The following is a 21294-nucleotide window of genomic DNA, read 5'->3' as shown; positions in this document are numbered from 1 at the left end:
GGAATGGTAAACGTTCCCCCAAGGGGGCGCGGGGCTACGCGTCGCCGCCTGCCACCCCGGGATGCGCCGCCGAGACGTCCAGCAGCTGGTACCGGTCCACCGCCTGCTTGAGCACCGAGCGGTCCACCCGGCCCTCGCGCGCCAGCTCGGTCAGCACCGCCACCACGATCGACTGGGCGTCGATGTGGAAGAAGCGCCGCGCCGCGCCGCGGGTGTCGGCGAAGCCGAAGCCGTCGGCGCCCAGTGACTGGTACGCGCCCGGCACCCACCGGGCGATCTGGTCCGGGACCGAGCGCATCCAGTCGGACACGGCCACGAACGGCCCCTCGGCACCGCTGAGTTTGCGCGTCACGTACGGCACCCGCTGCTCCTCCTCCGGATGCAGCAGGTTGTGCTCCTCGCACGCCACCGCCTCACGGCGCAGCTCGTTCCAGGACGTGGCCGACCAGACGTCCGCCCTCACGTTCCAGTCCGCGGCGAGGATGGCCTGCGCCTGAAGCGCCCACGGCACCGCCACGCCGGACGCCATGATCTGCGCCGGGATCGAGCCCGCCGTACCCGCACTGAGCTTGTGGACGCCCTTGAGGATGCCCTCGACGTCCACGTCCTCCGGCTCGGCCGGGTGCTGGATGGGCTCGTTGTAGACGGTCAGGTAGTAGAAGACGTCCTCGCCGTGCGGGTGTTCGGCGTCGCCGCCGTACATGCGGCGCAGGCCGTCCTGCACGATGTGCGCGATCTCGTACCCGTACGCCGGGTCGTAGGCCACGCAGGCCGGGTTGGTCGAGGCGAGCAGCTGCGAGTGGCCGTCCGCGTGCTGCAGCCCCTCGCCGGTCAGGGTCGTGCGGCCCGCGGTCGCGCCCAGCACGAAGCCGCGCGCCAACTGGTCGGCCATCTGCCAGAACTGGTCGCCGGTGCGCTGGAAACCGAACATCGAGTAGAAGACGTAGACCGGGATGAGCGGCTCGCCGTGCGTGGCGTAGGCCGAGCCCGCCGCGATCAGGGACGCCGTGCAGCCCGCCTCCGAGATGCCGTCGTGCAGCATCTGGCCGGTCGGCGACTCCTTGTACGCGAGGAGCAGCTCGCGGTCCACCGACTCGTACTGCTGGCCCAGCGGGTTGTAGATCTTCGCGCTCGGGAAGAAGGAGTCCATGCCGAACGTGCGGTACTCGTCCGGCGCGATGAGTACGAAGCGCCGGCCGATCTCCTTGTCCCGCATGAGGTCCTTCAACAGGCGCACGAAGGCCATCGTCGTGGCGATGGACTGCTGGCCCGAGCCCCTCTTCACCGTCGCGTACGTCTTGTCGTCCGGCAGAGGGAGCGGCTTGGAGCGCACGACGCGCGTCGGGACGTACCCGCCGCACTGCTTGCGCATGTCGTGCATGTACTGGATCTCGTCCGTGTTCCGGCCCGGGTGGTAGTACGGCGGCGGACCGGACTCCAGCTCCTTGTCGGAGATCGGCAGGTGCAGGCGGTCGCGGAAGCGCTTGAGGTCGTCGACCGTCAGCTTCTTCATCTGGTGCGTGGCGTTGCGGCCCTCGAAGTTCGGGCCCAGGGTCCAGCCCTTGATCGTCTTGGCGAGGATGACCGTCGGCTGGCCCTTGTGCTCCTTGGCCGCCTTGAACGCCGCGTAGATCTTGCGGTGGTCGTGACCGCCGCGGCCCAGGTGCAGGATCTGGTCGTCGGTCATGTTCTCGACCATCGCGCGCAGCCGGTGGTCGTCGCCGAAGAAGTGCTCGCGGATGTACGCGCCGGACTCCGTGGCGTACGTCTGGAACTGCCCGTCCGGGGTCGTGTTCATCTTGTTGACGAGGATGCCGTCCCGGTCCTGCGCGAGCAGCGGGTCCCAGGTGCGGTCCCAGATCAGCTTGATCACGTTCCAGCCAGCGCCCCGGAAGATCGACTCCAGCTCCTGGATGATCTTGCCGTTGCCGCGCACCGGGCCGTCCAGCCGCTGCAGGTTGCAGTTGACGACGAAGGTCAGGTTGTCCAGGCCCTCGCGCGCGGCGATGGACAGCTGGCCGAGCGACTCGGGCTCGTCCATCTCGCCGTCGCCGAGGAAGGCCCACACGTGCGAGTCGGAGGTGTCGGCGATGCCGCGCGCCTCCATGTAGCGGTTCATCCGGGCCTGGAAGATCGCGCCGAGCGGGCCGAGGCCCATGGAGACCGTCGGGAACTCCCAGAAGTCCGGCATCGAGCGCGGGTGCGGGTAGCTGGACAGGCCGTTCGGGTACGCCGACTTCTCCTGGCGGAAGCCGTCGAGCTGGGCCTCGGAGAGCCGGTCGAGCAGGTACGCGCGCGCGTAGATGCCGGGGGAGGCGTGGCCCTGGAAGAAGACCTGGTCGCCGCCCCGGCCGTCGTCCTTGCCGCGGAAGAAGTGGTTGAAGCCGACGTCGTACAGCGAGGCGGAGGAGGCGAAGGTGGCGATGTGGCCGCCGACGCCGATGCCGGGCCGCTGGGCGCGCGAGACCATCACGGCCGCGTTCCAACGGGTGGCGTTGAGGATCTTGCGCTCGATCTCCTCGTTGCCGGGGAAGAACGGCTCGCTCTTGGTCGGGATCGTGTTGACGTAGTCCGTGCTGCGCATCTCTGGCACGGCCACGCGCCGCTCGCGGGCCCGCTCGATCAGCCGGAGCATGAGATAGCGGGCCCGCTCCCGGCCTCGTTCGTCCACCGCGGCGTCGAGGGAGTCGAGCCACTCCTGGGTCTCTTCGGGATCGAAGTCAGGAACCTGACTCGGAAGGCCGCCAATGATGATCGGATTGCGATCGGATCCGGAAGCCACGCTGTTCCTTACCTGTCAGAGGGCCGTTTCTTCTGCTGCTTCCCGCTTTTCTGCACCTGCCTGCACCGTTCCCCATCGTGTACCTCGGGACGGCGTACGTCACCTCATCGGGAGCCGCCCCGGTCAAAACGCAACGATACGCCCGGGGTGTGACGCACTTGGCAAAGGTGTTCGAGGCGCGTGCCGCCGGACGATTCCGGGAAGGGGCCGCCGATGCACGGGCGGGTGCCGCAAACCGGGCGAAGTGGTGTGGTTTGGGTCACGATGGTTCGGGAACAGGTGCCGGGAGTTGCGGTGACAAGGCCGGGATCGTCACCGTTTCGGCGGTCCGGAGGGCCGGGTACTTGCGCGATCCGTCGCGCACGTGTGGACTACGGCCAAGCATCACGCGCACGCGCGTGGCTGAGTTGTTCCCTAAAGACATGATCAGGAGGCAGACCGTGAGCGCGACCGCGGACCACGCGGAGACGAGCCTGGCCGTCAGGCTGGGGTTCCAGCCCGGACAGGTGGTCCAGGAGATCGGCTACGACGACGACGTAGACCACGACCTCCGCGAGTCCATCGAGGAGACCATCGGCCAGGAGCTGGTTGATGAGGACTACGACGACGTGGCCGACGCCGTGGTGCTGTGGTTCCGCGACGATGACGGTGACCTGACCGATACGCTCGTCGACGCCATCGGCCTCATCGAGGAGGGCGGCCCGATCCACCTCCTCACGCCGAAGACCGGCCGGGACGGCTACATCGAGCCCAGCGACATCAACGACGCCGCCCAGACGGCCGGCCTGTCGCAGGCCAAGAGCGTCAGCGTCGGCAAGGACTGGAACGACACCAAGCTGAAGACGCCGAAGCGGTGACGGTCTCCCCCAGGTGAGCGAGCGCGGGGGCGGCGGTCCCTCCGAGTGACCGCCGCCCCCGTCGCCGTAGGCTGTTCCCCTGACGAACAGCCCACCGAAAGGGAGACATCCCGATGGCGATCCAGGTCGGCGACAAGGCCCCCGACTTCGACCTCAAGGACAACCACGGCCGTGCCGTGAAGCTCTCGGACTTCCGGGGCGAGAAGAAGGTCGTCCTGCTCTTCTACCCCTTCGCCTTCACCGGTGTGTGCACCGGCGAACTGTGCGAGCTGCGCGACAACCTCCCCGCCTTCGCCGACCGCGACACCCAGGTGCTCGCCGTGTCCAACGACTCCATCCACACCCTGCGCGTCTTCGCCGAGCAGGAGGGCCTGGAGTACCCGCTGCTGAGCGACTTCTGGCCGCACGGCAACGTCTCGCGCGCGTACGGCGTCTTCGACGAGGACAAGGGATGCGCCGTGCGGGGCACCTTCATCATCGACAAGGACGGCGTCGTGCGCTGGACCGTGATCAACGGCCTGCCGGACGCCCGGGACCTGAACGCGTACGTGAAGGCGCTCGACACCCTGTAGGCCGACCGTGGGCCGACACCCGTGAGTCTTCGGGTCCAGGGTCTCTCGGGGGCGGGAACCCGTTACTAGGATCGGCACGTTGATCCCGTATCCGAAGCACGACGGGGGCTCCCCGCCCCTGGACACACATGGAGGACCCGTGGGAGTCAGCCTCAGCAAGGGCGGCAACGTATCGCTGACGAAGGAGGCCCCGGGCCTGACCGCCGTCATCGTCGGTCTGGGCTGGGACGTGCGCACCACGACCGGCACCGACTTCGACCTCGACGCCAGCGCACTGCTGCTGAACAGCTCCGGCAAGGTCGCGAGCGACCAGCACTTCGTCTTCTTCAACAACCTCAAGAGCCCCGACGGCTCCGTCGAGCACACCGGTGACAACCTCACCGGTGAGGGCGAGGGCGACGACGAGGCCATCAAGGTCAACCTCGCCACCGTCCCGGCCGACATCGAGAAGATCGTCTTCCCGGTGTCGATCTACGACGCCGAGAACCGCCAGCAGTCCTTCGGCCAGGTCCGCAACGCCTTCATCCGCGTCGTGAACCAGGCCAACCAGCAGGAGATCGCCCGCTACGACCTGAGCGAGGACGCCTCCACCGAGACCGCCATGGTCTTCGGCGAGCTGTACCGGAACGGCGCGGAGTGGAAGTTCCGTGCCATCGGCCAGGGCTACGCCTCCGGGCTGCGCGGCATCGCCCAGGACTTCGGCGTCAACGTCTGACCGTCGAGGTCCGGTCACCCTCGCTTCCGTCCGGCGCCGCACCGTTCACGGGCGGCGCCGGACGCGCAAGGACAACGAACGACACAGGCACCACCAGGGGAGGACCATCACCATGGGCGTCACGCTCGCCAAGGGAGGCAACGTCTCCCTCTCCAAGGCCGCACCCAATCTCACGAACGTCACGATCGGGCTCGGCTGGGACGCGCGGTCCACGACCGGCGCCCCCTTCGACCTGGATGCCAGCGCGCTGCTGTGCGGCGCCGGCAACCGCGTCCTCGGCGACGAGTGGTTCGTCTTCTACAACCAGCTCACGAGCCCCGACGGCTCCGTCGAGCACACCGGTGACAACCTCACCGGTGAGGGCGAGGGCGACGACGAGACGATCCTGGTGGACCTCACCAAGGTGCCGTCGCACTGCGAGAAGATCGTCTTCCCCGTCTCGATCCACATGGCGGACGAGCGGGGCCAGACGTTCGGCCAGGTCTCCAACGCCTTCATCCGTGTGGTCAACCAGGCCGACGGCCAGGAGCTGGCGCGCTACGACCTCAGCGAGGACGCCTCCACCGAGACGGCCATGATCTTCGGCGAGCTGTACCGCTACCAGGGCGAGTGGAAGTTCCGCGCCGTCGGCCAGGGCTACGCCTCCGGCCTGCGCGGCATCGCACTGGACTTCGGCGTGAACGTTTCGTAGCCGCCGGTACCGCCTCCAGGGCGCACGTCTACACTCGGGGTCAACGTTGAGCAAAGCCGAGTACGGCGCGGGGTAAACCCGCACCTACACGATTGGGTAGCCAGTGCTTCTGAAAACCTTCGGATGGTCGTTCGCGGTCACCGCGCTCGGCCTCGTCGCCGCCGTCTTCTACGGAGGGTGGCAGGGCTTCGGGGTCGTGGCGATCCTGGCCGTCCTGGAGATCTCCCTCTCCTTCGACAACGCCGTGGTCAACGCCGGAATCCTGAAGAAGATGAACGCCTTCTGGCAGAAGATCTTCCTCACGGTCGGCGTCCTGATCGCCGTGTTCGGCATGCGGCTGGTCTTCCCCGTCGTCATCGTGGCCGTCACGGCGAAGCTCAACCCCTACGACGCCGTCCACCTGGCCCTCACCGACAAGGACCGCTACCAGCAGCTGGTCACCGACGCCCACCCGGCGATCGCCGCCTTCGGCGGGATGTTCCTGCTGATGATCTTCCTCGACTTCATCTTCGAGGACCGGGACATCCAGTGGCTGCGCTGGATCGAGCGGCCCCTGGCCAAGCTCGGCAAGGTCGACATGCTGTCGGTCTGCATCGCCCTGATCGTCCTTCTGATCACCTCCTTCACCTTCGCCACCCACGCCCACCAGCACGGCGGCGCCCATGCCGACAAGGCGCAGACGGTGCTGATCTCCGGCATCGCCGGCCTGATCACGTACATGATCGTCGGTGGTCTGTCCGGCTTCTTCGAGGACCGGCTGGAGGAAGAGGAGGAGCGCGAGCACGAGGAGGAGGAAGAGGCCGCCCGCACCGGCAGGCAGAAGTCGGCGGTGGTCCTGGCCGGCCAGGCCGCGTTCTTCATGTTCCTCTACCTGGAGGTCCTGGACGCCTCCTTCTCCTTCGACGGCGTGATCGGCGCCTTCGCCATCACCAACGACATCGTGATGATGGCCCTCGGCCTCGGCATCGGCGCGATGTACGTCCGCTCGCTCACGGTCTACCTGGTCCGCCAGGGCACCCTCGACGACTACGTCTACCTGGAGCACGGCGCCCACTACGCCATCGGCGCCCTGGCCGTGATCCTCATGGTCACCATCCAGTACCAGATCAACGAGGTCATCACCGGTCTCGTCGGCGTCGTCCTGATCGGCTGGTCCTTCTGGTCCTCCGTCCGCCGCAACCGCGCGCTCGCGGCCACCGGCGAGGGCAGCGACGAGAAGGCCGAGGTCTCCTCGGGGGTGTGACACCCCGGCCGGTGAGGAACGCTCTGAACGGGGGCGGCCGCGAGGCTCGGCCGCCCCGACGGCGTGACCACGGCACCCAACAGGCGTACACGACAGGCACCCGGGGGCGGGCATGGGTTTCTTCGACGGACTGCGGGGCGTCAGCGCCGCCGACTTCGACTCGGGCGAGGCCGCGACCGGCTCCATCCAGCTCACCGGGCGGCACCACACGGTGTCGCTCACCAAGCAGGGCGCGGCCACGGGCCATCTGCGCGTCAACCTGACCTGGCGGATGCGCACCTCCGACTTCGACGTCACCCAGCGCACCAGCCTCTTCCGGCACCCCTTCCGGGCCCTGAAGCCGCCGGAGGTGCTCGGCCACGGCCAGAGCATGGTCAACGTCGACCTCGACCTCGGCTGCCTGTACGAGCTGGCGGACGGGACGAAGGGCGTCGTCCAGCCCCTCGGCAACTACCTCGGCGACGTCAACGCCCCGCCGTACATCAAGCTCAGCGGCGACGACCGGTTCGGCTCGGCGTCCGGCGAGACGATGTACGTCAATCTCGACCACCGCGACGCCATCAAACGCCTGCTGGTCTTCGTCTACATCTACGACCAGACCCCGGCCTTCGACCGTACCCACGCCATCGTCACGCTGTACCCCAGCAACGGCCCCCGCATAGAGATCGGTCTCGACGAACGCCATCCGCAGGCGCGCTCATGCGCCGTGGTGATGATCGAGAACGTGAAAGGCGAACTGCTCGTGCGCCGCGAGGTCAAGTTCGTGTACGGCTTCCAGGGCGAACTGGACCGGCTGTACGGGTGGGGCCTGCAGTGGGGACGGGGCTACAAGACGGCGGACCGGTGACGGTGGGTCCGCTCACCGCCCGATGAACTGCGGCCCCTGCGGCGGCAGCCGGAAGTCCGGGTCCACGGGCCCCGCCGTCACCGGCACCGGCTGCGGATACCCGTACGCCGGCGGAGCCGACGCCGGCTGCGGGTAGCCGTACGCGGGCGGCTGCTGCGGCACGGCGGCCGTCGGCTGCTCGGGAGGCAGCGGCCGGGACGCCGTGGGCGCCGGTTCCGGCTCCGCCTCCGACTCGTCCACCGAGATGCCGAAGTCCGTCGCGAGGCCCTTCAGCCCGTCCTGGTAGCCCTCGCCCAGCGCGCGGAACTTCCAGCCCTCCCCGCGCCGGTACAGCTCGCCGCAGATCAGCGCGGTCTCCGCGCCGGTCTCCGGCTTGATGTCGAAGTGGGCCAGCGGTTCCCCGGCGGCGGCCGCGTCGTACAGCACGATGCACAGCGCCGGCACCTGGTCGAAGGTGACGCCGTCCGCGGAGGCGACGAGCAGGATCCGGGAGACATCCGGCTCGACGCCGGGAAGATCTGTCTGGATCGTGTCCGTCAGCCCCTCGGAGACCCGCTTCTTGCCGAGCCGCCACACCGCGCCGGACGGATGCCGGGGCTGGTTGTAGAAGACGAAGTCCTCGTCCGAGCGCACCCGGCCGCCGGGGCCCAGCAGCAGCGCCGAGGCGTCCACGTCCGGAACCCCCTGCCCGGGCGTCCAGCGCAGCACGGCGCGGACCGTGGTGGCTTCCAGCGGGACGTTCGACCCCTTCAGCATCGCGTGCGTCATGCGGTCATCCTGCCTTCTCGGTCCTGATCACGACAATGCGGGGGAGGGCCGCCGAAGCCGCCGACACAAGCGAGTTACCCGGAATTCATGCCCTCCGGGAACCCCGGACACGGATCCCTACGTACTATTACCGGCCACCTTTTACCGAACCCAGAGATTCGGGCGCACGCCCTGAGGGAGTCCTATGCGTCATTTCGGGCACATCGCCCCCGAGGTGCGGCAGCGCCTCTTCCACCGGGAGCCGGCCACGTTCAGCGCCGACTCTCCGGCCCGGCTGCTCGCCGCCGCCCTCGGCGCCACCCTGTACAGCCCGGCCACCCGGCCGCGGCTCGCCGACGACATCGTCAAACAGGCCGGGAACGGCGTGGTCTCGATGGTGCTGTGCCTGGAGGACTCGATCGACGACGCGGACGTCGTGGCCGGTGAGGACAACCTGGTCCGGCAGTTCGCCGACCTCGCCGCCCGGCCCGGCTTCGAGCCGCCGCTGCTGTTCGTCCGGGTGCGCACCCCCGGGCAGGTCCCCGACCTCGCACGTCGGCTCGGCGCGTCCGTGCGGCTGCTGTCGGGGTTCGTGCTGCCCAAGTTCACCGAGGAGCGCGGCATCCCGTTCCTGGAGGCCCTGACGGCCGCCGAGGCGGAGAGCGGGCGCCGGCTGTTCGCGATGCCCGTCCTGGAATCCCCCGAGCTGCTCTACCGCGAGTCCCGCGTGGACACCCTGGAGGGCATCTCCCGCGCGGTCGACAAGTTCCGCGACCGGGTGCTGGCGCTGCGCCTCGGCGTCACCGACTTCTGCTCCTCCTACGGCCTGCGCCGCGCCCCCGACATGACCGCCTACGACGTCCAGATCGTCGCCTCGGTGATCGCCGACGTCGTGAACATGCTGGGCCGGGCCGACGGCACGGGCTTCACGGTGACCGGACCCGTGTGGGAGTACTTCCGGCTCTCGGAGCGCATGTTCAAGCCACAGCTGCGGCAGAGCCCCTTCCTGGAGGTCCAGGCCGTCGAGCTGCGCGAGCGGCTGATCGAGCACGCCATGGACGGACTGCTGCGGGAGATCTCCCTCGACCACGCCAACGGCCTGCTCGGCAAGACCTGTATCCACCCCTCCCACGTGCTGCCCGTGCACGCGCTGTCCGTCGTCAGCCACGAGGAGTACAGCGACGCCCAGGACATCCTGCGGCCGGAACGCGGCGGCGGAGGCGTCCTCAGGTCCGTGTACACGAACAAGATGAACGAAGTGAAACCCCACCGCGCCTGGGCCGAGCGGACCCTGCTGCGCGCAGAGGCCTTCGGCGTGGCCCACGAGGACGTCGGCTTCGTGGAACTGCTCGCCGCCGGGATAAGGGACGCATGAGGAACGCAGTGAACGACGGTGTCTGGTCCGGCAGTTGGGTCGCCCAGCGGCTCGGCGTCGAACTCGTGGGGGACGACGGGCTCCGCTCCCTGCTGGGACTCGCCCTGCGGCGCAACCCCAAGCGCGCCCATCTGCTGGTGTCGAACGTGCTGGGCAAGCACGTTCCGCAGACGCCCTCCGTGGTGTACGAGTACGGCTACCGCCTGGGCCGACGGGTCGCCGGGCTGCTCTCCGAGAGCCAGGCGGACAAGGCGGTCGTCCTCGGGTACGCGGAGACCGCGACCGGGCTGGGCCACGCGGTGGCCGACGGTCTGGGGACGGCGCCGTACCTGCACTCCACGCGACGGCCGGTGGCCGGGGTCGCCCGTGCGGGCGGCTTCGAGGAGTCGCACTCGCACGCCACCTCGCACCTGCTGCTGCCGGAGGACCCCGCGCTGCTCGCCGGGGACGGGCCGCTGGTCCTCGTCGACGACGAGTTCTCGACCGGCAACACCGTGCTGAACACCGTTCGGGACCTGCACGAGCGGTATCCACGGGAGCGGTATGTGGTGGTGGCCCTGGTCGACATGCGTTCGGCCGAGGACGCCCGGCGGATGAAACGGTTCGCCGGGGAGATCGGGGCGCGGGTGGATCTCGTCGCCGCCGCGTCCGGGGTCGTACGGCTGCCGTCGGACGTGCTGGAGCAGGGGCAGCGGCTGGTGGCGCGCCACGAGGCCGCCGGGTGGGGTCCCGGGGCGGCCGGCCGGCCGCCCCGCCGGGTCGGCCTGCGCTGGCCCGCGGGCCTCCCCGACGGCGGACGGCACGGCTTCACGCCCGCCCATCGCGCCCGCCTGGAGGCCGCCCTCCCCGCGATGGGCGCCCGCCTCGCCGACGCCCTGCCCGCCTCCGCCCGGCGCGTCCTCGTCCTCGGCTTCGAGGAGCTGATGTACGCCCCCCTGCGGCTCGCCCGCGAGCTGGAGCGGGCCACGGCGGCCGAGGTGCGGTTCTCCACCACCACCCGCTCGCCCGTCCTCGCGCTGGACGACCCCGGCTACGCCATCCGCACCCAGCTGGTCTTCCCCGCCCACGACGACCCGGCCGACGGGCCGGGGGAGCGGTACGCCTACAACGTGGCCGGCGGTGACTTCGACGCCGTCGTCGCCGTGGTCGACTCCGTCGCCGACACCCCCGCCCTGCACGCGCCCGACGGGCTGCTGGCCCAGCTCGCGGCCCACGTACCGCACGTCCTGCTCGCGGTCGTCCCGTCCTACGTCCCCGCGCCCCAGCCCGCTCCCGAAAGGCCGGCCATGCTGCCCGAGCCCCTCCGCGGTCCCGCATTCTCCAGTTACGCGCCCGAGGAGGTCGGCTGGCTGCTCCAGGACCTCTCCGAGGTGACCCTGGAAGCGCCGACCGAGGAGCGGGAGGAGGCCATCCAGAGCGGCGGGGCGCACTACGCCGAGTCGCTGCCGGTGGAGTACCAGCCGAGCGCGCAGTACCAGGAGCTGTTCCACGCAGCCCTCGACGCCTCCGCCGCGCGGATCGCGCAGGCCGTCGGGGTCGTCACTGAGACCGTGCTCGCCGAGCGGTCGCCGCGCCCGGTGCTGGTCTCCCTCGCCCGCGCGGGTACGCCGGTCGGCGTCCTGATGCGCCGCTGGGCGCGGTTCCGGCACGGCCTCGACCTGCCGCACTACGCGGTCTCGATCGTGCGCGGCCGGGGCATCGACGCGGTCGCGCTGCGCTGGCTCGCCGCCCGCCACGATCCGCAGGACGTGGTGTTCGTGGACGGCTGGACCGGCAAGGGCGCCATCACCCGCGAACTCGCCCAGGCCGTCGCGGAGTTCCAGGCGAGGGAGGGCGTCACCGGCTTCGACCCGGAGATCGCCGTCCTCGCCGACCCGGGTTCCTGCGTGCGCACCTACGGCACGCGGGAGGACTTCCTCATCCCCTCGGCCTGCCTCAACTCGACCGTCTCCGGGCTGATATCGCGGACCGTCCTGCGCGCCGACCTGGTCGGTCCGGGCGACTTCCACGGCGCCAAGTTCTACCGGGAACTCGCCGGCGCCGACGTCTCCGCGGCGTTCCTCGACGCCGTCTGCGCCCGCTTCCCCGAGGTCGCCGACGCCGTCGGCACGGCGGTCAAGGAGCTGATGGCCGAGGACCGCACCCCGACCTGGGCCGGCTGGCGGGCCGTCGAGCGGATCAGCGAGGAGTACGGCATCCACGACGTGAACCTCGTCAAGCCCGGCGTCGGCGAGACCACCCGGGTGCTGCTGCGCCGGGTCCCCTGGAAGATCCTCGCGCGGGCGGGGGCCGGCGCCGACCTCGACCATGTCCGGCTGCTCGCCGAACAGCGGGGCGTGCCCGTCGAGGAGGTCGGCGACCTGCCGTACACCTGCGTCGGGCTGATCCACCCGAAGTACACGCGGGGTGCCACGGGTGCCGACGGCAGGGCGGTGAACGTCTGATGCCGGTGCTGGTGGCGAGCGACCTCGACCGCACGCTCATCTACTCCTCGGCGGCCCTCGCGCTGACCATGCCGGACGTCCGGGCACCCCGGCTGCTGTGCGTGGAGGTGCACGAGGCCAGGCCGCTGTCCTATCTGACGGAGACGGCGGCCCGGCTGCTGGCGGACCTCGGGGACGCGGCCGTCTTCGTGCCGACCACCACCCGCACCCGCAAGCAGTACCAGCGCATCAACCTGCCCGGGCCGCCCCCGGCGTACGCGATCTGCGCCAACGGCGGCCACCTCCTGGTCGACGGGAAGACGGACGCCGCCTGGCACGCCGGTGTGCTCGCCCGGCTCGCCGGCGAGTGCGCGCCGCTGGCGGAGGTGCGCGAGCGTCTGGCGCGCACCGCCGACCCGGCCTGGGTGCGCAAGCACCGCGTCGCCGAGGACCTGTTCGCCTACCTCGTCGTCGAGCGCGAGCTGCTGCCCGAGGAGTGGGTGAAGGAGCTGGCGGCCTGGGCGGAGAGCCGGGGCTGGACGGTCTCCCTCCAGGGCCGGAAGCTCTACGCCGTCCCGAAGCCGCTCACCAAGAGCGCCGCCGTCCGCGAGGTCGCCCGCCGCACCGGCGCGGACCTGACCCTGGCCGCCGGCGACTCCCTGCTGGACGCCGACCTCCTCCTCGCCGCCGACCGGGGCTGGCGCCCGGGCCACGGCGAACTGGCCGACACGGGCTGGACGGCGCCGGGGATCAGCGCGCTGCCGGAGCGGGGGGTGCTGGCGGGGGAGCGGATTCTCAGGGAATTCCTGAAGTCCGCCCGGCAGGGTTAGCCGCAGCAGCCTCCGCCGCAGCACCCGCCACCGCCGCCCCCGCCGGCCGGCGCCGGGGCACTCGAACCGCCGACCGCCACGGTGGACAGCAGCTTCACCGTGTCGTCATGTCCCGCGGGGCAGGTGGCGGGGGCGGCCGACTGCGCCATCGGTCGGCTGAGTTCGAACGTGTCGCCGCAGGTCCGGCAGCGGTACTCATAGCGAGGCATGGGCCCAGACTAGGGCCTGTCCGGCGGATCAGGTCGCAGGGGGCCGGCGGCTTCCGGCAAGCGCCGGTGAGCGGGGGCGGGCGTGTCGGCCCCCGCGTCTGCGACAGGATCCGCCGGGCAGGCCCTGGCCGCCGGCGCCCGGTTCCCGGTGCGGTTGGTCCGGTCTTGGGGCGGGTCGAACGGCCTTCTTCACAGACACATGTGTGAGGGTTTGGAAAATACGCTGATAGCTTGTTTCAGCCGTTGCGAGAACGCTCAGCTCACCGCGCGAGCAAGAGCGAGTGCGGAGGGGAGACGCCGTCGTGACTGACGCGTCGCGGGGACAGGGTCGTTCCCGAGGGGGCGACCAGGGCAAAGACATGCCCGAGTCCGAGATGACGCTGCATCTGCGGGTGGGAGCCGCCCCGGCGGACGAGACCATGCAGTTGCGGGTGCCCGCGCCGCCGGAGCCGTCCGCGCAGGACGGGGACGGCGGCGGCCGGGCCGAGCGCCGGCGCAGTGCGCGCCTCCCGGCGCGTGAGCGCGCCCGGGTGACGGCCCGCCGGCTGACCGCGCCGCTGGCGCCGTACGCCCGCAGGCTCGCGCCGTACGCCCGCAGGCTCGCGCCCTACGTACGCCGGCTCGCGCCCTACGCGCGCCGCCTGAAGCCCCTCTACCCCCGCCCCGGCCGGACCGGCTGGCGCCGCTGGATGCCCTCCTGGCGCCAGTGGATCGGCGGTGTCCTCGGCTCCATAGCGCTGCTCGGCGCCTTCCTCGTCACGGCGTACGCGATGACGGACATACCGAGCAACCTGAACTCGTACGCCACCCAGCAGGACAACGTCTTCTTCTGGTCCGACGGCACCCCCATGGCCCGCACGGGCTGGGTGCAGCGGCAGGCGATGCCGCTCAAGGACATCCCCACGGACGTGCGGTGGGCCGTACTGGCCGCCGAGAACGAGACCTTCTACACGGACCCCGGCATATCCGTGCGGGGCATCACCCGCGGCCTGTGGCAGACGGTGGGCGAGGGGGACACCGCGGGCGGCTCCACCATCACCCAGCAGTACGTCAAAAACGTCTACCTCAACCAGAACCGGACGATCAGCCGCAAGTTCACCGAGGCGATGATCGCCCTCAAGCTCGACAACAAGATGAGCAAGGACCAGATCCTGGAGGGGTATCTCAACACCAGCTGGTTCGGCCGCGGCAGCTACGGCATCCAGCGCGCCGCCCAGGCCTACTACGGCAAGGACGTCAGCAAGCTCGACGTCTCGGAGGCGGCCATGCTCGCGGGACTGCTCAAGGGCGCCGGCCTGTACGACCCCACGCTCGGCCAGGCCAACCACCACCGGGCGGTGGAGCGCTGGAAGTGGATCCTGGACCGCATGGTCAAGATCCACAAGCTGACCCCGCAGCAGCGCGCCCGGTACACGACGTTCCCCGAGCCGCTGAAGAACAACCCGCTGTACAACACCGGGGCGCAGAGCGACTACCTCGTCGAGCTGGCCGCGGCCAACGCCAAGAAGGCCGCCCACCTGACGGACCAGCAGTTCGACCTGGGCGGCTACCAGATCTACACGACCTTCGACCGCAAGCGGGAGCAGGCCCTGACCGACGCCGTCACCCAGGCCCGCAAGCAGGCCGGGCGGGACCACCCGGACGTGGCGAAGGCCGCCCACTACGGAGCCGCCTCCATCGCCGCCGACGGGCGGATCCTCGCCGTCTACGGCGGCCCGGACCACCGTACGCAGGGCTACAACGACTCCAACGCGGCCACCGTCCCGGCCGGCACCTCCTTCCTGCCGTTCGTCTACGCCGCCGGCCTGGAGCACGGCGTCCACACGACGCGCGGCGGCCCCGCCACCCCCGTCACCCCCGAGAGCGTCTACGACGGCGACGACAACGTTCCCGTGCAGACCCCCGAGGGGCCGTACTGGGACCGCAGCGGCAAGAAGGTCGCCGCGCACAACCCGGGTGACAAGTCGTACGGGAAGGTCACCCTGCGCCAGGCGCTCGCCCAGTCGGTGAACACCCCCTTCATGCAACTCGGCATGGACACCGGGCTGGACAAGGTCCGGCAGACCGCCGAGGCCGCCGGGCTGCTGTCCGACACCCTCGGCCCGCAGGTCCCCGGGCTGTCGCTGGGCAACTCGACACCGAGCGCGATCCGCATGGCGAGCGCGTACGCCACGTTCGCCGCCGACGGCACCCACACCGAGCCGTACTCGGTGCGCCGCGTCACCCGCAACGGCGCGCCGGTCGCCCTGGACACCCCCCAGGCGCAGCGCGCGATCGGCGTCCAGGTGGCCCAGGAGGTCACCGAGGCGCTCGCCGACAACTTCCGCGCCGCCCACCCGGCCACGGCCGCCACCCGGCCGGGCCTGGCGGGCATGGCCGGCACCGCGACCGCCGCCACGACCGGCGCCGTCACCCCCGGCAAGCAGACCACCGGCAAGGACACCACCGGCGACGACACCGCCGCCTGGTACGCCGGCACCGCCGACTCCGTCTCGACGGCGGTCGTCGTCTACCGGATGGACCTGGCCACGTCCCTGGCCCCGCTGCCCCTGCAGGGGCTGGCCGGAACGTCCGCCGACAGCGTGCCGTACCGACTCTGGTCGGCCGCCATGGGCCTGGGCTGATCCCCGGGCCCGCCACCCGCACCCGCCGCCCCCTCGCAGATTGAGCCGCGTATGCCCCGCAAGAAGTCGCCGCGCCGCCGACAAGCGCCCGCCCCGGCCCTCATGCGCCGGCCGCAGGTCCTGACGCTGGCCGCCTTTCTCGTCGTCGCCTCACTGGTGGCCGGGTACCTGGCCCTGACCCGCACGGACCGCACCAGCCCGGCCGCCGCCAGCGGCCCGCAGCCGAAGCAGCGCGCCGGCGCCTCGCCCAGTCCGAGCCCCTCCTGGGACGGCAGGACCAAGGTCCTCGGCGACGGCTCCACCTCCTACACCGGGCCGCAGCAGGGCCAGTTGAAGCCGGTGCCGCTCAAGCCCGGTGAGAAGCCGCCCCAGTTCGTCGTCTTCTCCTGGGACGGCGCCCTGGAGGGCGCCGACCACCTCTTCTCGCACTACCGGGACATGGCCAAGCAGTACGACGCCCACATGACCTTCTTCCTCACCGGCATCTACCTGCTGCCCAAGAGCAAGAAGTCGCTGTACCACGGCCCGATGCACAGCCCCGGCGACGCCGCGATCGACTACGCCACCGACGAGCACATCCGCGACACCCTCGGACAGCTCCGCCTCGCCTACGAGCAGGGCAACGAGATCGGCACCCACTTCAACGGCCACTTCTGCGAGGCCAAGGGCGGCGGCGACTGGAGCGTCGAGCAGTGGAAGAGCGAGATCGACCAGTTCTACTCCTTCGTGGAGAACTGGAAGACCAACACCGGCTTCAAGGACATCCCCGCCCTGCCCTTCGACTTCAAGCAGGAGGTCACCGGCGGCCGCGCGCCCTGTCTGGAGGGCCAGCCGAACCTGCTGAAGGCCCTGCGGAAGTACGGCTACGGCTGGCGCTACGACGCCAGCTCCCCGGGTGACTTCCAGATATGGCCCACCAAGAAGGACGGCGTCTGGGACTTCCCGCTTCAGATGCTGCCGTACGCGGGCAAGGACTTCCAGGGCCTGTCGATGGACTTCAACTTCCTCTACAACCAGTCGGGCGGCGAGGTGCACGGCGACCCGGCCAAGTACCCGCAGTGGGAGCAGCAGACCGTCCAGTCCTACCTGGACGGCTTCAACCGCGTCTACTACGGCAGCCGCGCCCCGCTGTTCATCGGCAACCACTTCGAGGACTGGAACGGCGGCATCTACATGAAGGCCATCGACCAGATCATCCCGAAGATCTGCACCAAGAAGGGCGTCAAGTGCGTGTCCTTCAAGGAACTGTCCGACTGGCTCGAGGTCCAGAAGCCGCAGACGCTCGCGGCGCTGCGGGCCCTCGACCCGGCCCAGTCGCCGGACTGGTCGACGGTCGTGAAGTGACGCGCGGCCAAGTGACAAGCGGATAACGGCGATTCCGCTTGTGCAACTCTCTTCACTCCCGCCCCACGTTTCATGCGAGGATGCGTACCGCTCGGTAGGCCTACCGGGATAGAGGGGAACATCATTGAGATCGAGAAAACTGAGCCGTAACCGGCGCCGCGCCACCATAGTCGGCGCCGCTGCCGCCTCGCTCGTCGCGGGCGTCGCCGTGCTGCCCAACTGGACCGCGGGCGCCGCCGTCGTCAACGACCCGACGGTGAACGCGGCCACCAAGGCGACCTTCCAGAAGCTGGCCGACGCGGTCTTCACCGACCGCACCCAGGCCCTCGTGGACGGCGCCGGCAGCAAGGGCACCCGGCACACGTCCGGCTTCGCCGGGTCCGTACGGCTGTCCGGCGGGCAGGTCCACGAGGAGTCGGCCGCCCTGCGGACGCTGACCGCCCGCAAGGGCCTGCTGGCCAAGCTGGGCGAGAAGTACAGCGCCGGCAGCACCCAGGTCACGCTCGACGCGACCGAGGTCCACGGCCGGCGCGCCAAGGTCGCCGTCACCGAGACCACGACACTGACCTACGACAAGCCGGCGGCCAAGGGGCCGAAGACCACCGGCTTCCAGGCCCACCACGAGCTGACCTTCAAGGCCGACCGCCAGGGTGACTGGCAGCTGACCGGCATCCGCGACACCGACGACGGCTACCTCGCCGTGAACCAGGTCGCCACGCCGTCGGTCGCCAAGGCGAAGACCACCCCGGCCGACGACAGCCCGCCGGACGCGCCCCGCGCGGCCACCACCTGGCCCGCGCCGGCCAACCCCAAGAACCTCACGGGCGGCGCCTACGACTACAAGGCCATGGTGGCGTACGCGCAGAAGTACTGGAACCACTACAACCCGGACTACCCGGACTTCAACGGGGAGACGGCCGGCGGTGACTGCACCAACTTCGTCAGCCAGTCCCTGAAGGCGGGCGGCTGGAAGCACGTCCCGGGCTACACGAACGACTGGCACAAGTGGTTCGGCACCGCCGACATCCAGTCCGACTCGTTCGTCGGCGTCAACGAGTTCTCCTGGTTCGCACTGGCCTCCAAGCGCGTCACGCCGCTCGCCGACGTCTACCAGGCGGACCTCGGCGACGTGATCCAGATGGACTTCAACCGGGACGGGTCCAAGGACCACTCGATGATCGTCACCTACCGCGACCGCTACGGCGTGCCGTACGTGACGTACCACTCGACCAACACCTACAACCGGTCGGTGGCGAGCCTCGTCGCGTCCTACCCTGGCGCGTACTTCTACGCGTACCGCACCTGATCAGCCGCCTGATCAGCCCTGCCCGGTCCGGTCGTCCCCCGTGTCCGTCGCGCCGGGCAGCGGCACGGTGAACGGCGGCGTGCCGGTCTCGTGCTCGCGCCCCTCGGGCTCGCCCCCCTCGGGATGGCGGGCCCGCCAGTAGGGGTTGTCGTGCGGCAGGGTCGAGCCGACCCTGCCGTACATGCCGAACGTCATCAGCAGCAGGCCCACGATGAAGCTGAAGAACACGTTCTGGATCCTGAACGCCAGGAAGTTGTAGGCGGGGGCGTCCAGCAGCCCCAGGAACAGGAAGCCGGCCAGCAGGAACAGCACCCCGAACACCATGTTCAGCGTGGACGCCACGTTGCCGCCGAGCACCATGCCGATGAGCAGGATCGCCCCGACGACGATCGACAGCACACTGAGTGTGCCGTTGGTGTTCAGCCCCGCGACCGTCGCTCCGCCGGTGTTGAAGAATCCGATGCGGTCCATCAGCCCCAGGATGCCGAAGGCGACGAGAAACGCCCCGATCACGCCGGCGCCCACCCGGTAGACGGTGTTCAGCCGGTGGTCCACGGGCAGATGCTGATCGAACTGGATCCGTCGCCGCGGCCTCGTGTGCACTGCGTTTGTGGCCATGTCCGCCTCCCTCAGGCGTGTAGCGGAGGCCATCCGTCCATCCAATATCCGTCCGCCGTACGCCGCCCTGCAACCGAGGGCACGGGCACGGGGGAGGTCCGGCTCAGCGCCCTCCGCCCCGCTCCTCACGGATCCGCGACACCACGCCCGCCGCGGTCTGCCGCACGGCCTCCGTCTCGGTAAGGAAGCGCCAGTAATCGGGGTGCCTCCCCTCCAGCGCGGCAACGCACCGCTCCAGCCGCGCCACCGCCTCGTCCAGCGGAGCGGCATGCCGCGGATCGGGCGTGGTACGGCCGCTCATCGCCAGCCGCTGGGCGTCCCGGATCGCGAAACGGGTGCGTTCGATCTCCGCCTGCGGATCCTTCTGCACGGCGTTCAGCCTGGTCAGCCGGTCACCGGCGGCCGACACCGCCTCGTCGGTGGTGTTCAGCAGCGCCCGTACCGTCGACAGCAGCGACGTGGCGTCCGGCCAGCGCTGGGCCTCCCGGGCGGACTGGGCCTCGCGCAGCTTCAGCTCGGCCTGCCGTACGCTCTGCGCGGCCTGCTCGGGCACGTGCTGCAGGTCCTGCCAGCAGCCGGCGGCGAACCGGCGGCGCAGCTCGCTGAGCACCGGGTCCACCTGTCCGGCCCGCGTGGTCAGCGCCTGCGCGCGCGTCCGCAGGGAGACCAGCCGGTGGTCGATCTCGGCCGCCAGCTCCGGCAGCCGCTCGGCCTCGGCCCGGATCGCGCCGGCCTCCCGCTGCACCCGCTCGGCCCGCTCCAGCGTCTGCTGCACGCCGTGCTGCCCGGCGCCCTGGTTCAGCTTCGTCAGCTCGGGGGCGAGGGCGGCCAGCCGAGCGGCCAGGTCGTCCGCCCGCAGCCCGTTCTCCCGTACTGCGTCCAGCGCGTTGCTCGCGGCCAGCAGGGCCTGCCGGGCCCGCTCCACGGCGGGCGCCACCCGGGCGAGCTGGGTCTCGGCCTTGCCCAGCAGCGGCGCGAGCGAGCCGCCGAACCGGTCCAGGTCCTGCTTGACGCGCAGCAGCTCGTCCTTGGCGGCGGTCAGCTCCGAGCGCGCGCGGGACGCGGCGGAGGCCTCCAGGTCGTCGCGGTCGAGGTCATGGGCGTCGACGGCCTGGATGTAGCGCCGGCTGGCCTCGTCGATCCGCCGGCCGAGCGCCTCGAAGTCGCTCGCGGCGCGCCGGGCGGCGGGGGTGTCGTCCACGGCCGTGATGGTCTCCACGGAGATCCGCAGGTCCCGCTGGGCGGTGTCCAGCTCGTAGAACGCGGCCGCCGCGGCGTCCTTGGCGGCCTGCGCCTCGGCCCGCTGACTCTCCGCCCGCCCCCCGAACCAACGCCGGGTCCCACCGCCCGCGAAAGCGGCGGGCAGCACGAGCACGGCCAGCACCGGCAGGGCCATCAGGGCGAGGGTGTCGCCCAGAGCGCGGGCCGCGAGGGCCGTCGAAGCAACCGTGGAGCCGGCAGCCGGGGAGCCGGGGGTGGCGGGCTCGGTTGCTGTGGGCCTGGGGGTGGTGGTGTCGGGCGTTGTGTGTCTGGGGGCGGCGGGGGTGGCGGGGGCGGTTGCTGTGGGTCCGGGGGCTGCGGGGTCAGGCGTTGTGGGTCCGATTGCCGCGGAACCGGTAACCGGGAGTCTGGTTGCTGTGGATCCGGTTGCTGCGGGCCGGGTGATCGTGGATCTGGGTGCCGGGATTGCGGGTGCCGTGGGTTCGGGTGCCGGGAATGCGGGTGAGGTGGGCTGGGGTGTCGTGGGCCCGTGAGTCGTGGGTCCGGTTGTTGGCGATCCTGGCGCTGCGGGTTCGGGTGCCGGGGATCCGGGTGCCGTGGGTTCGGGTGCCGGGAATGCGGGCGCCGTGGGCTCGGGAGCCGTGGGGCCGGGGGCCGGGGAGTCGGGAGTCGGGGAGCCGGGTGCTGTGGATCCCGGGGTGGGGGACCCCGCAGCCGGGGAGTCCGAAGCCGGGAAGTCGGGAGTCGTGGAGCCGGACCGGGCTCCTGCGGTCGACGGCGGGTGCGTCCGCCTCGCTGGCGTGCCCGGTGTCGCCGTCACATCCCTCTCCCGTGCTGTGGTCCGCCCTGGCCGGAGTCATTCTCCCACCCGTAGGGGACGAGCACACGGG

At 70.7% G+C, this 21294-nt stretch carries 18 protein-coding genes; 12 read left to right on the top strand and 6 right to left on the bottom strand.

Annotation, left to right across the window (positions count from 1 at the left end):
* Positions 1–34 precede the first annotated feature (34 nt).
* Complete coding sequence (gene aceE / locus ACZ60X_RS03060; RefSeq protein ID WP_469592584.1) at positions 35–2782, bottom strand: pyruvate dehydrogenase (acetyl-transferring), homodimeric type; 2748 nt, start codon at positions 2780–2782, stop codon at positions 35–37.
* Positions 2783–3222: 440 nt separating this feature from the next.
* Between aceE and ACZ60X_RS03055 the strand changes: the two genes are divergently transcribed.
* The 6 genes from ACZ60X_RS03055 (at position 3223) to ACZ60X_RS03030 (ending at position 7707) form a co-directional block, all read left to right on the top strand.
* Complete coding sequence (locus tag ACZ60X_RS03055) at positions 3223–3639, top strand: DUF3052 domain-containing protein (RefSeq protein ID WP_469592582.1); 417 nt, start codon at positions 3223–3225, stop codon at positions 3637–3639.
* A gap of 113 nt (positions 3640–3752) precedes the next feature.
* Positions 3753–4211: a peroxiredoxin gene (locus ACZ60X_RS03050; RefSeq protein WP_469592580.1), complete on the top strand. Its 459-nt coding sequence runs from the start codon at positions 3753–3755 to the stop codon at positions 4209–4211.
* Between the two features lie 139 nt (positions 4212–4350).
* Positions 4351–4926: a calcium homeostasis/redox stress adaptation protein gene (locus ACZ60X_RS03045; protein ID WP_469592578.1), complete on the top strand. Its 576-nt coding sequence runs from the start codon at positions 4351–4353 to the stop codon at positions 4924–4926.
* A gap of 112 nt (positions 4927–5038) precedes the next feature.
* Positions 5039–5617 (top strand): TerD family protein, encoded by a 579-nt coding sequence (locus ACZ60X_RS03040; RefSeq protein WP_469592576.1) that lies wholly within the window; start codon positions 5039–5041, stop codon positions 5615–5617.
* Positions 5618–5720: 103 nt separating this feature from the next.
* Positions 5721–6860 (top strand): DUF475 domain-containing protein, encoded by a 1140-nt coding sequence (locus ACZ60X_RS03035; protein WP_469592574.1) that lies wholly within the window; start codon positions 5721–5723, stop codon positions 6858–6860.
* Between the two features lie 112 nt (positions 6861–6972).
* Positions 6973–7707, top strand: a complete 735-nt coding sequence (locus ACZ60X_RS03030) for a TerD family protein (RefSeq protein WP_469592572.1) — start codon at positions 6973–6975, stop codon at positions 7705–7707.
* Between the two features lie 12 nt (positions 7708–7719).
* Here ACZ60X_RS03030 and ACZ60X_RS03025 read toward each other — a convergent pair whose 3' ends face one another.
* Positions 7720–8475, bottom strand: coding sequence for a TerD family protein (locus tag ACZ60X_RS03025; protein ID WP_469592570.1), 756 nt, complete (start codon positions 8473–8475; stop codon positions 7720–7722).
* Between the two features lie 184 nt (positions 8476–8659).
* On the opposite strand from ACZ60X_RS03025, the gene ACZ60X_RS03020 reads away from it, so the two are divergent.
* The 3 genes from ACZ60X_RS03020 to ACZ60X_RS03010 are packed head-to-tail and all read left to right on the top strand — an operon-like array spanning position 8660 to position 13082.
* Entirely contained in the window at positions 8660–9829 is a 1170-nt protein-coding gene (locus tag ACZ60X_RS03020; protein WP_469592568.1) for an HpcH/HpaI aldolase/citrate lyase family protein, read from the top strand.
* Positions 9826–12273 carry a phosphoribosyltransferase gene (locus ACZ60X_RS03015; RefSeq protein WP_469592566.1) on the top strand — a complete coding sequence of 816 codons (2448 nt, stop codon included), beginning with the start codon at positions 9826–9828 and terminating at the stop codon, positions 12271–12273. The genes ACZ60X_RS03020 and ACZ60X_RS03015 overlap by 4 nt, the downstream gene beginning before the upstream one ends.
* The gene (locus ACZ60X_RS03010) at positions 12273–13082 is read left to right on the top strand and encodes an HAD family hydrolase (protein WP_469592564.1); all 810 of its coding nucleotides are present in this window, start codon (positions 12273–12275) and stop codon (positions 13080–13082) included. The genes ACZ60X_RS03015 and ACZ60X_RS03010 overlap by 1 nt, the downstream gene beginning before the upstream one ends.
* On the opposite strand, the gene ACZ60X_RS03005 is transcribed toward ACZ60X_RS03010, so the two are convergent.
* Complete coding sequence (locus ACZ60X_RS03005) at positions 13079–13291, bottom strand: FmdB family zinc ribbon protein (protein WP_469592562.1); 213 nt, start codon at positions 13289–13291, stop codon at positions 13079–13081. The genes ACZ60X_RS03010 and ACZ60X_RS03005 overlap by 4 nt on opposite strands.
* A 359-nt stretch (positions 13292–13650) precedes the next feature.
* On the opposite strand from ACZ60X_RS03005, the gene ACZ60X_RS03000 reads away from it, so the two are divergent.
* The 3 genes from ACZ60X_RS03000 (at position 13651) to ACZ60X_RS02990 (ending at position 18565) form a co-directional block, all read left to right on the top strand.
* Positions 13651–15915 carry a transglycosylase domain-containing protein gene (locus tag ACZ60X_RS03000; protein ID WP_469592560.1) on the top strand — a complete coding sequence of 755 codons (2265 nt, stop codon included), beginning with the start codon at positions 13651–13653 and terminating at the stop codon, positions 15913–15915.
* A 51-nt stretch (positions 15916–15966) separates the two neighbouring features.
* Positions 15967–17259 (top strand): polysaccharide deacetylase family protein, encoded by a 1293-nt coding sequence (locus ACZ60X_RS02995; RefSeq protein ID WP_469592557.1) that lies wholly within the window; start codon positions 15967–15969, stop codon positions 17257–17259.
* A gap of 124 nt (positions 17260–17383) precedes the next feature.
* Positions 17384–18565 (top strand): amidase domain-containing protein, encoded by a 1182-nt coding sequence (locus ACZ60X_RS02990; RefSeq protein WP_469592555.1) that lies wholly within the window; start codon positions 17384–17386, stop codon positions 18563–18565.
* A gap of 12 nt (positions 18566–18577) precedes the next feature.
* Here ACZ60X_RS02990 and ACZ60X_RS02985 read toward each other — a convergent pair whose 3' ends face one another.
* The 3 genes from ACZ60X_RS02985 to ACZ60X_RS02975 all read right to left on the bottom strand — a co-directional run bounded on the left by ACZ60X_RS02985 (position 18578) and on the right by ACZ60X_RS02975 (position 21264).
* Positions 18578–19183: a DUF4383 domain-containing protein gene (locus tag ACZ60X_RS02985; RefSeq protein ID WP_469592553.1), complete on the bottom strand. Its 606-nt coding sequence runs from the start codon at positions 19181–19183 to the stop codon at positions 18578–18580.
* Positions 19184–19286: 103 nt separating this feature from the next.
* A complete protein-coding gene (locus tag ACZ60X_RS02980; protein ID WP_469593003.1) occupies positions 19287–20600 on the bottom strand; it encodes a hypothetical protein in 1314 nt (437 codons plus the stop codon).
* Positions 20601–20766: 166 nt separating this feature from the next.
* Positions 20767–21264, bottom strand: coding sequence for a hypothetical protein (locus ACZ60X_RS02975; protein WP_469593025.1), 498 nt, complete (start codon positions 21262–21264; stop codon positions 20767–20769).
* Positions 21265–21294: the final 30 nt, after the last annotated feature.

Source organism: Streptomyces sp. NPDC104106 (assembly GCF_055584345.1).
Note: the sequence above shows the minus strand (reverse complement) of the source record. Positions and strands in the feature narration are given on the sequence as shown.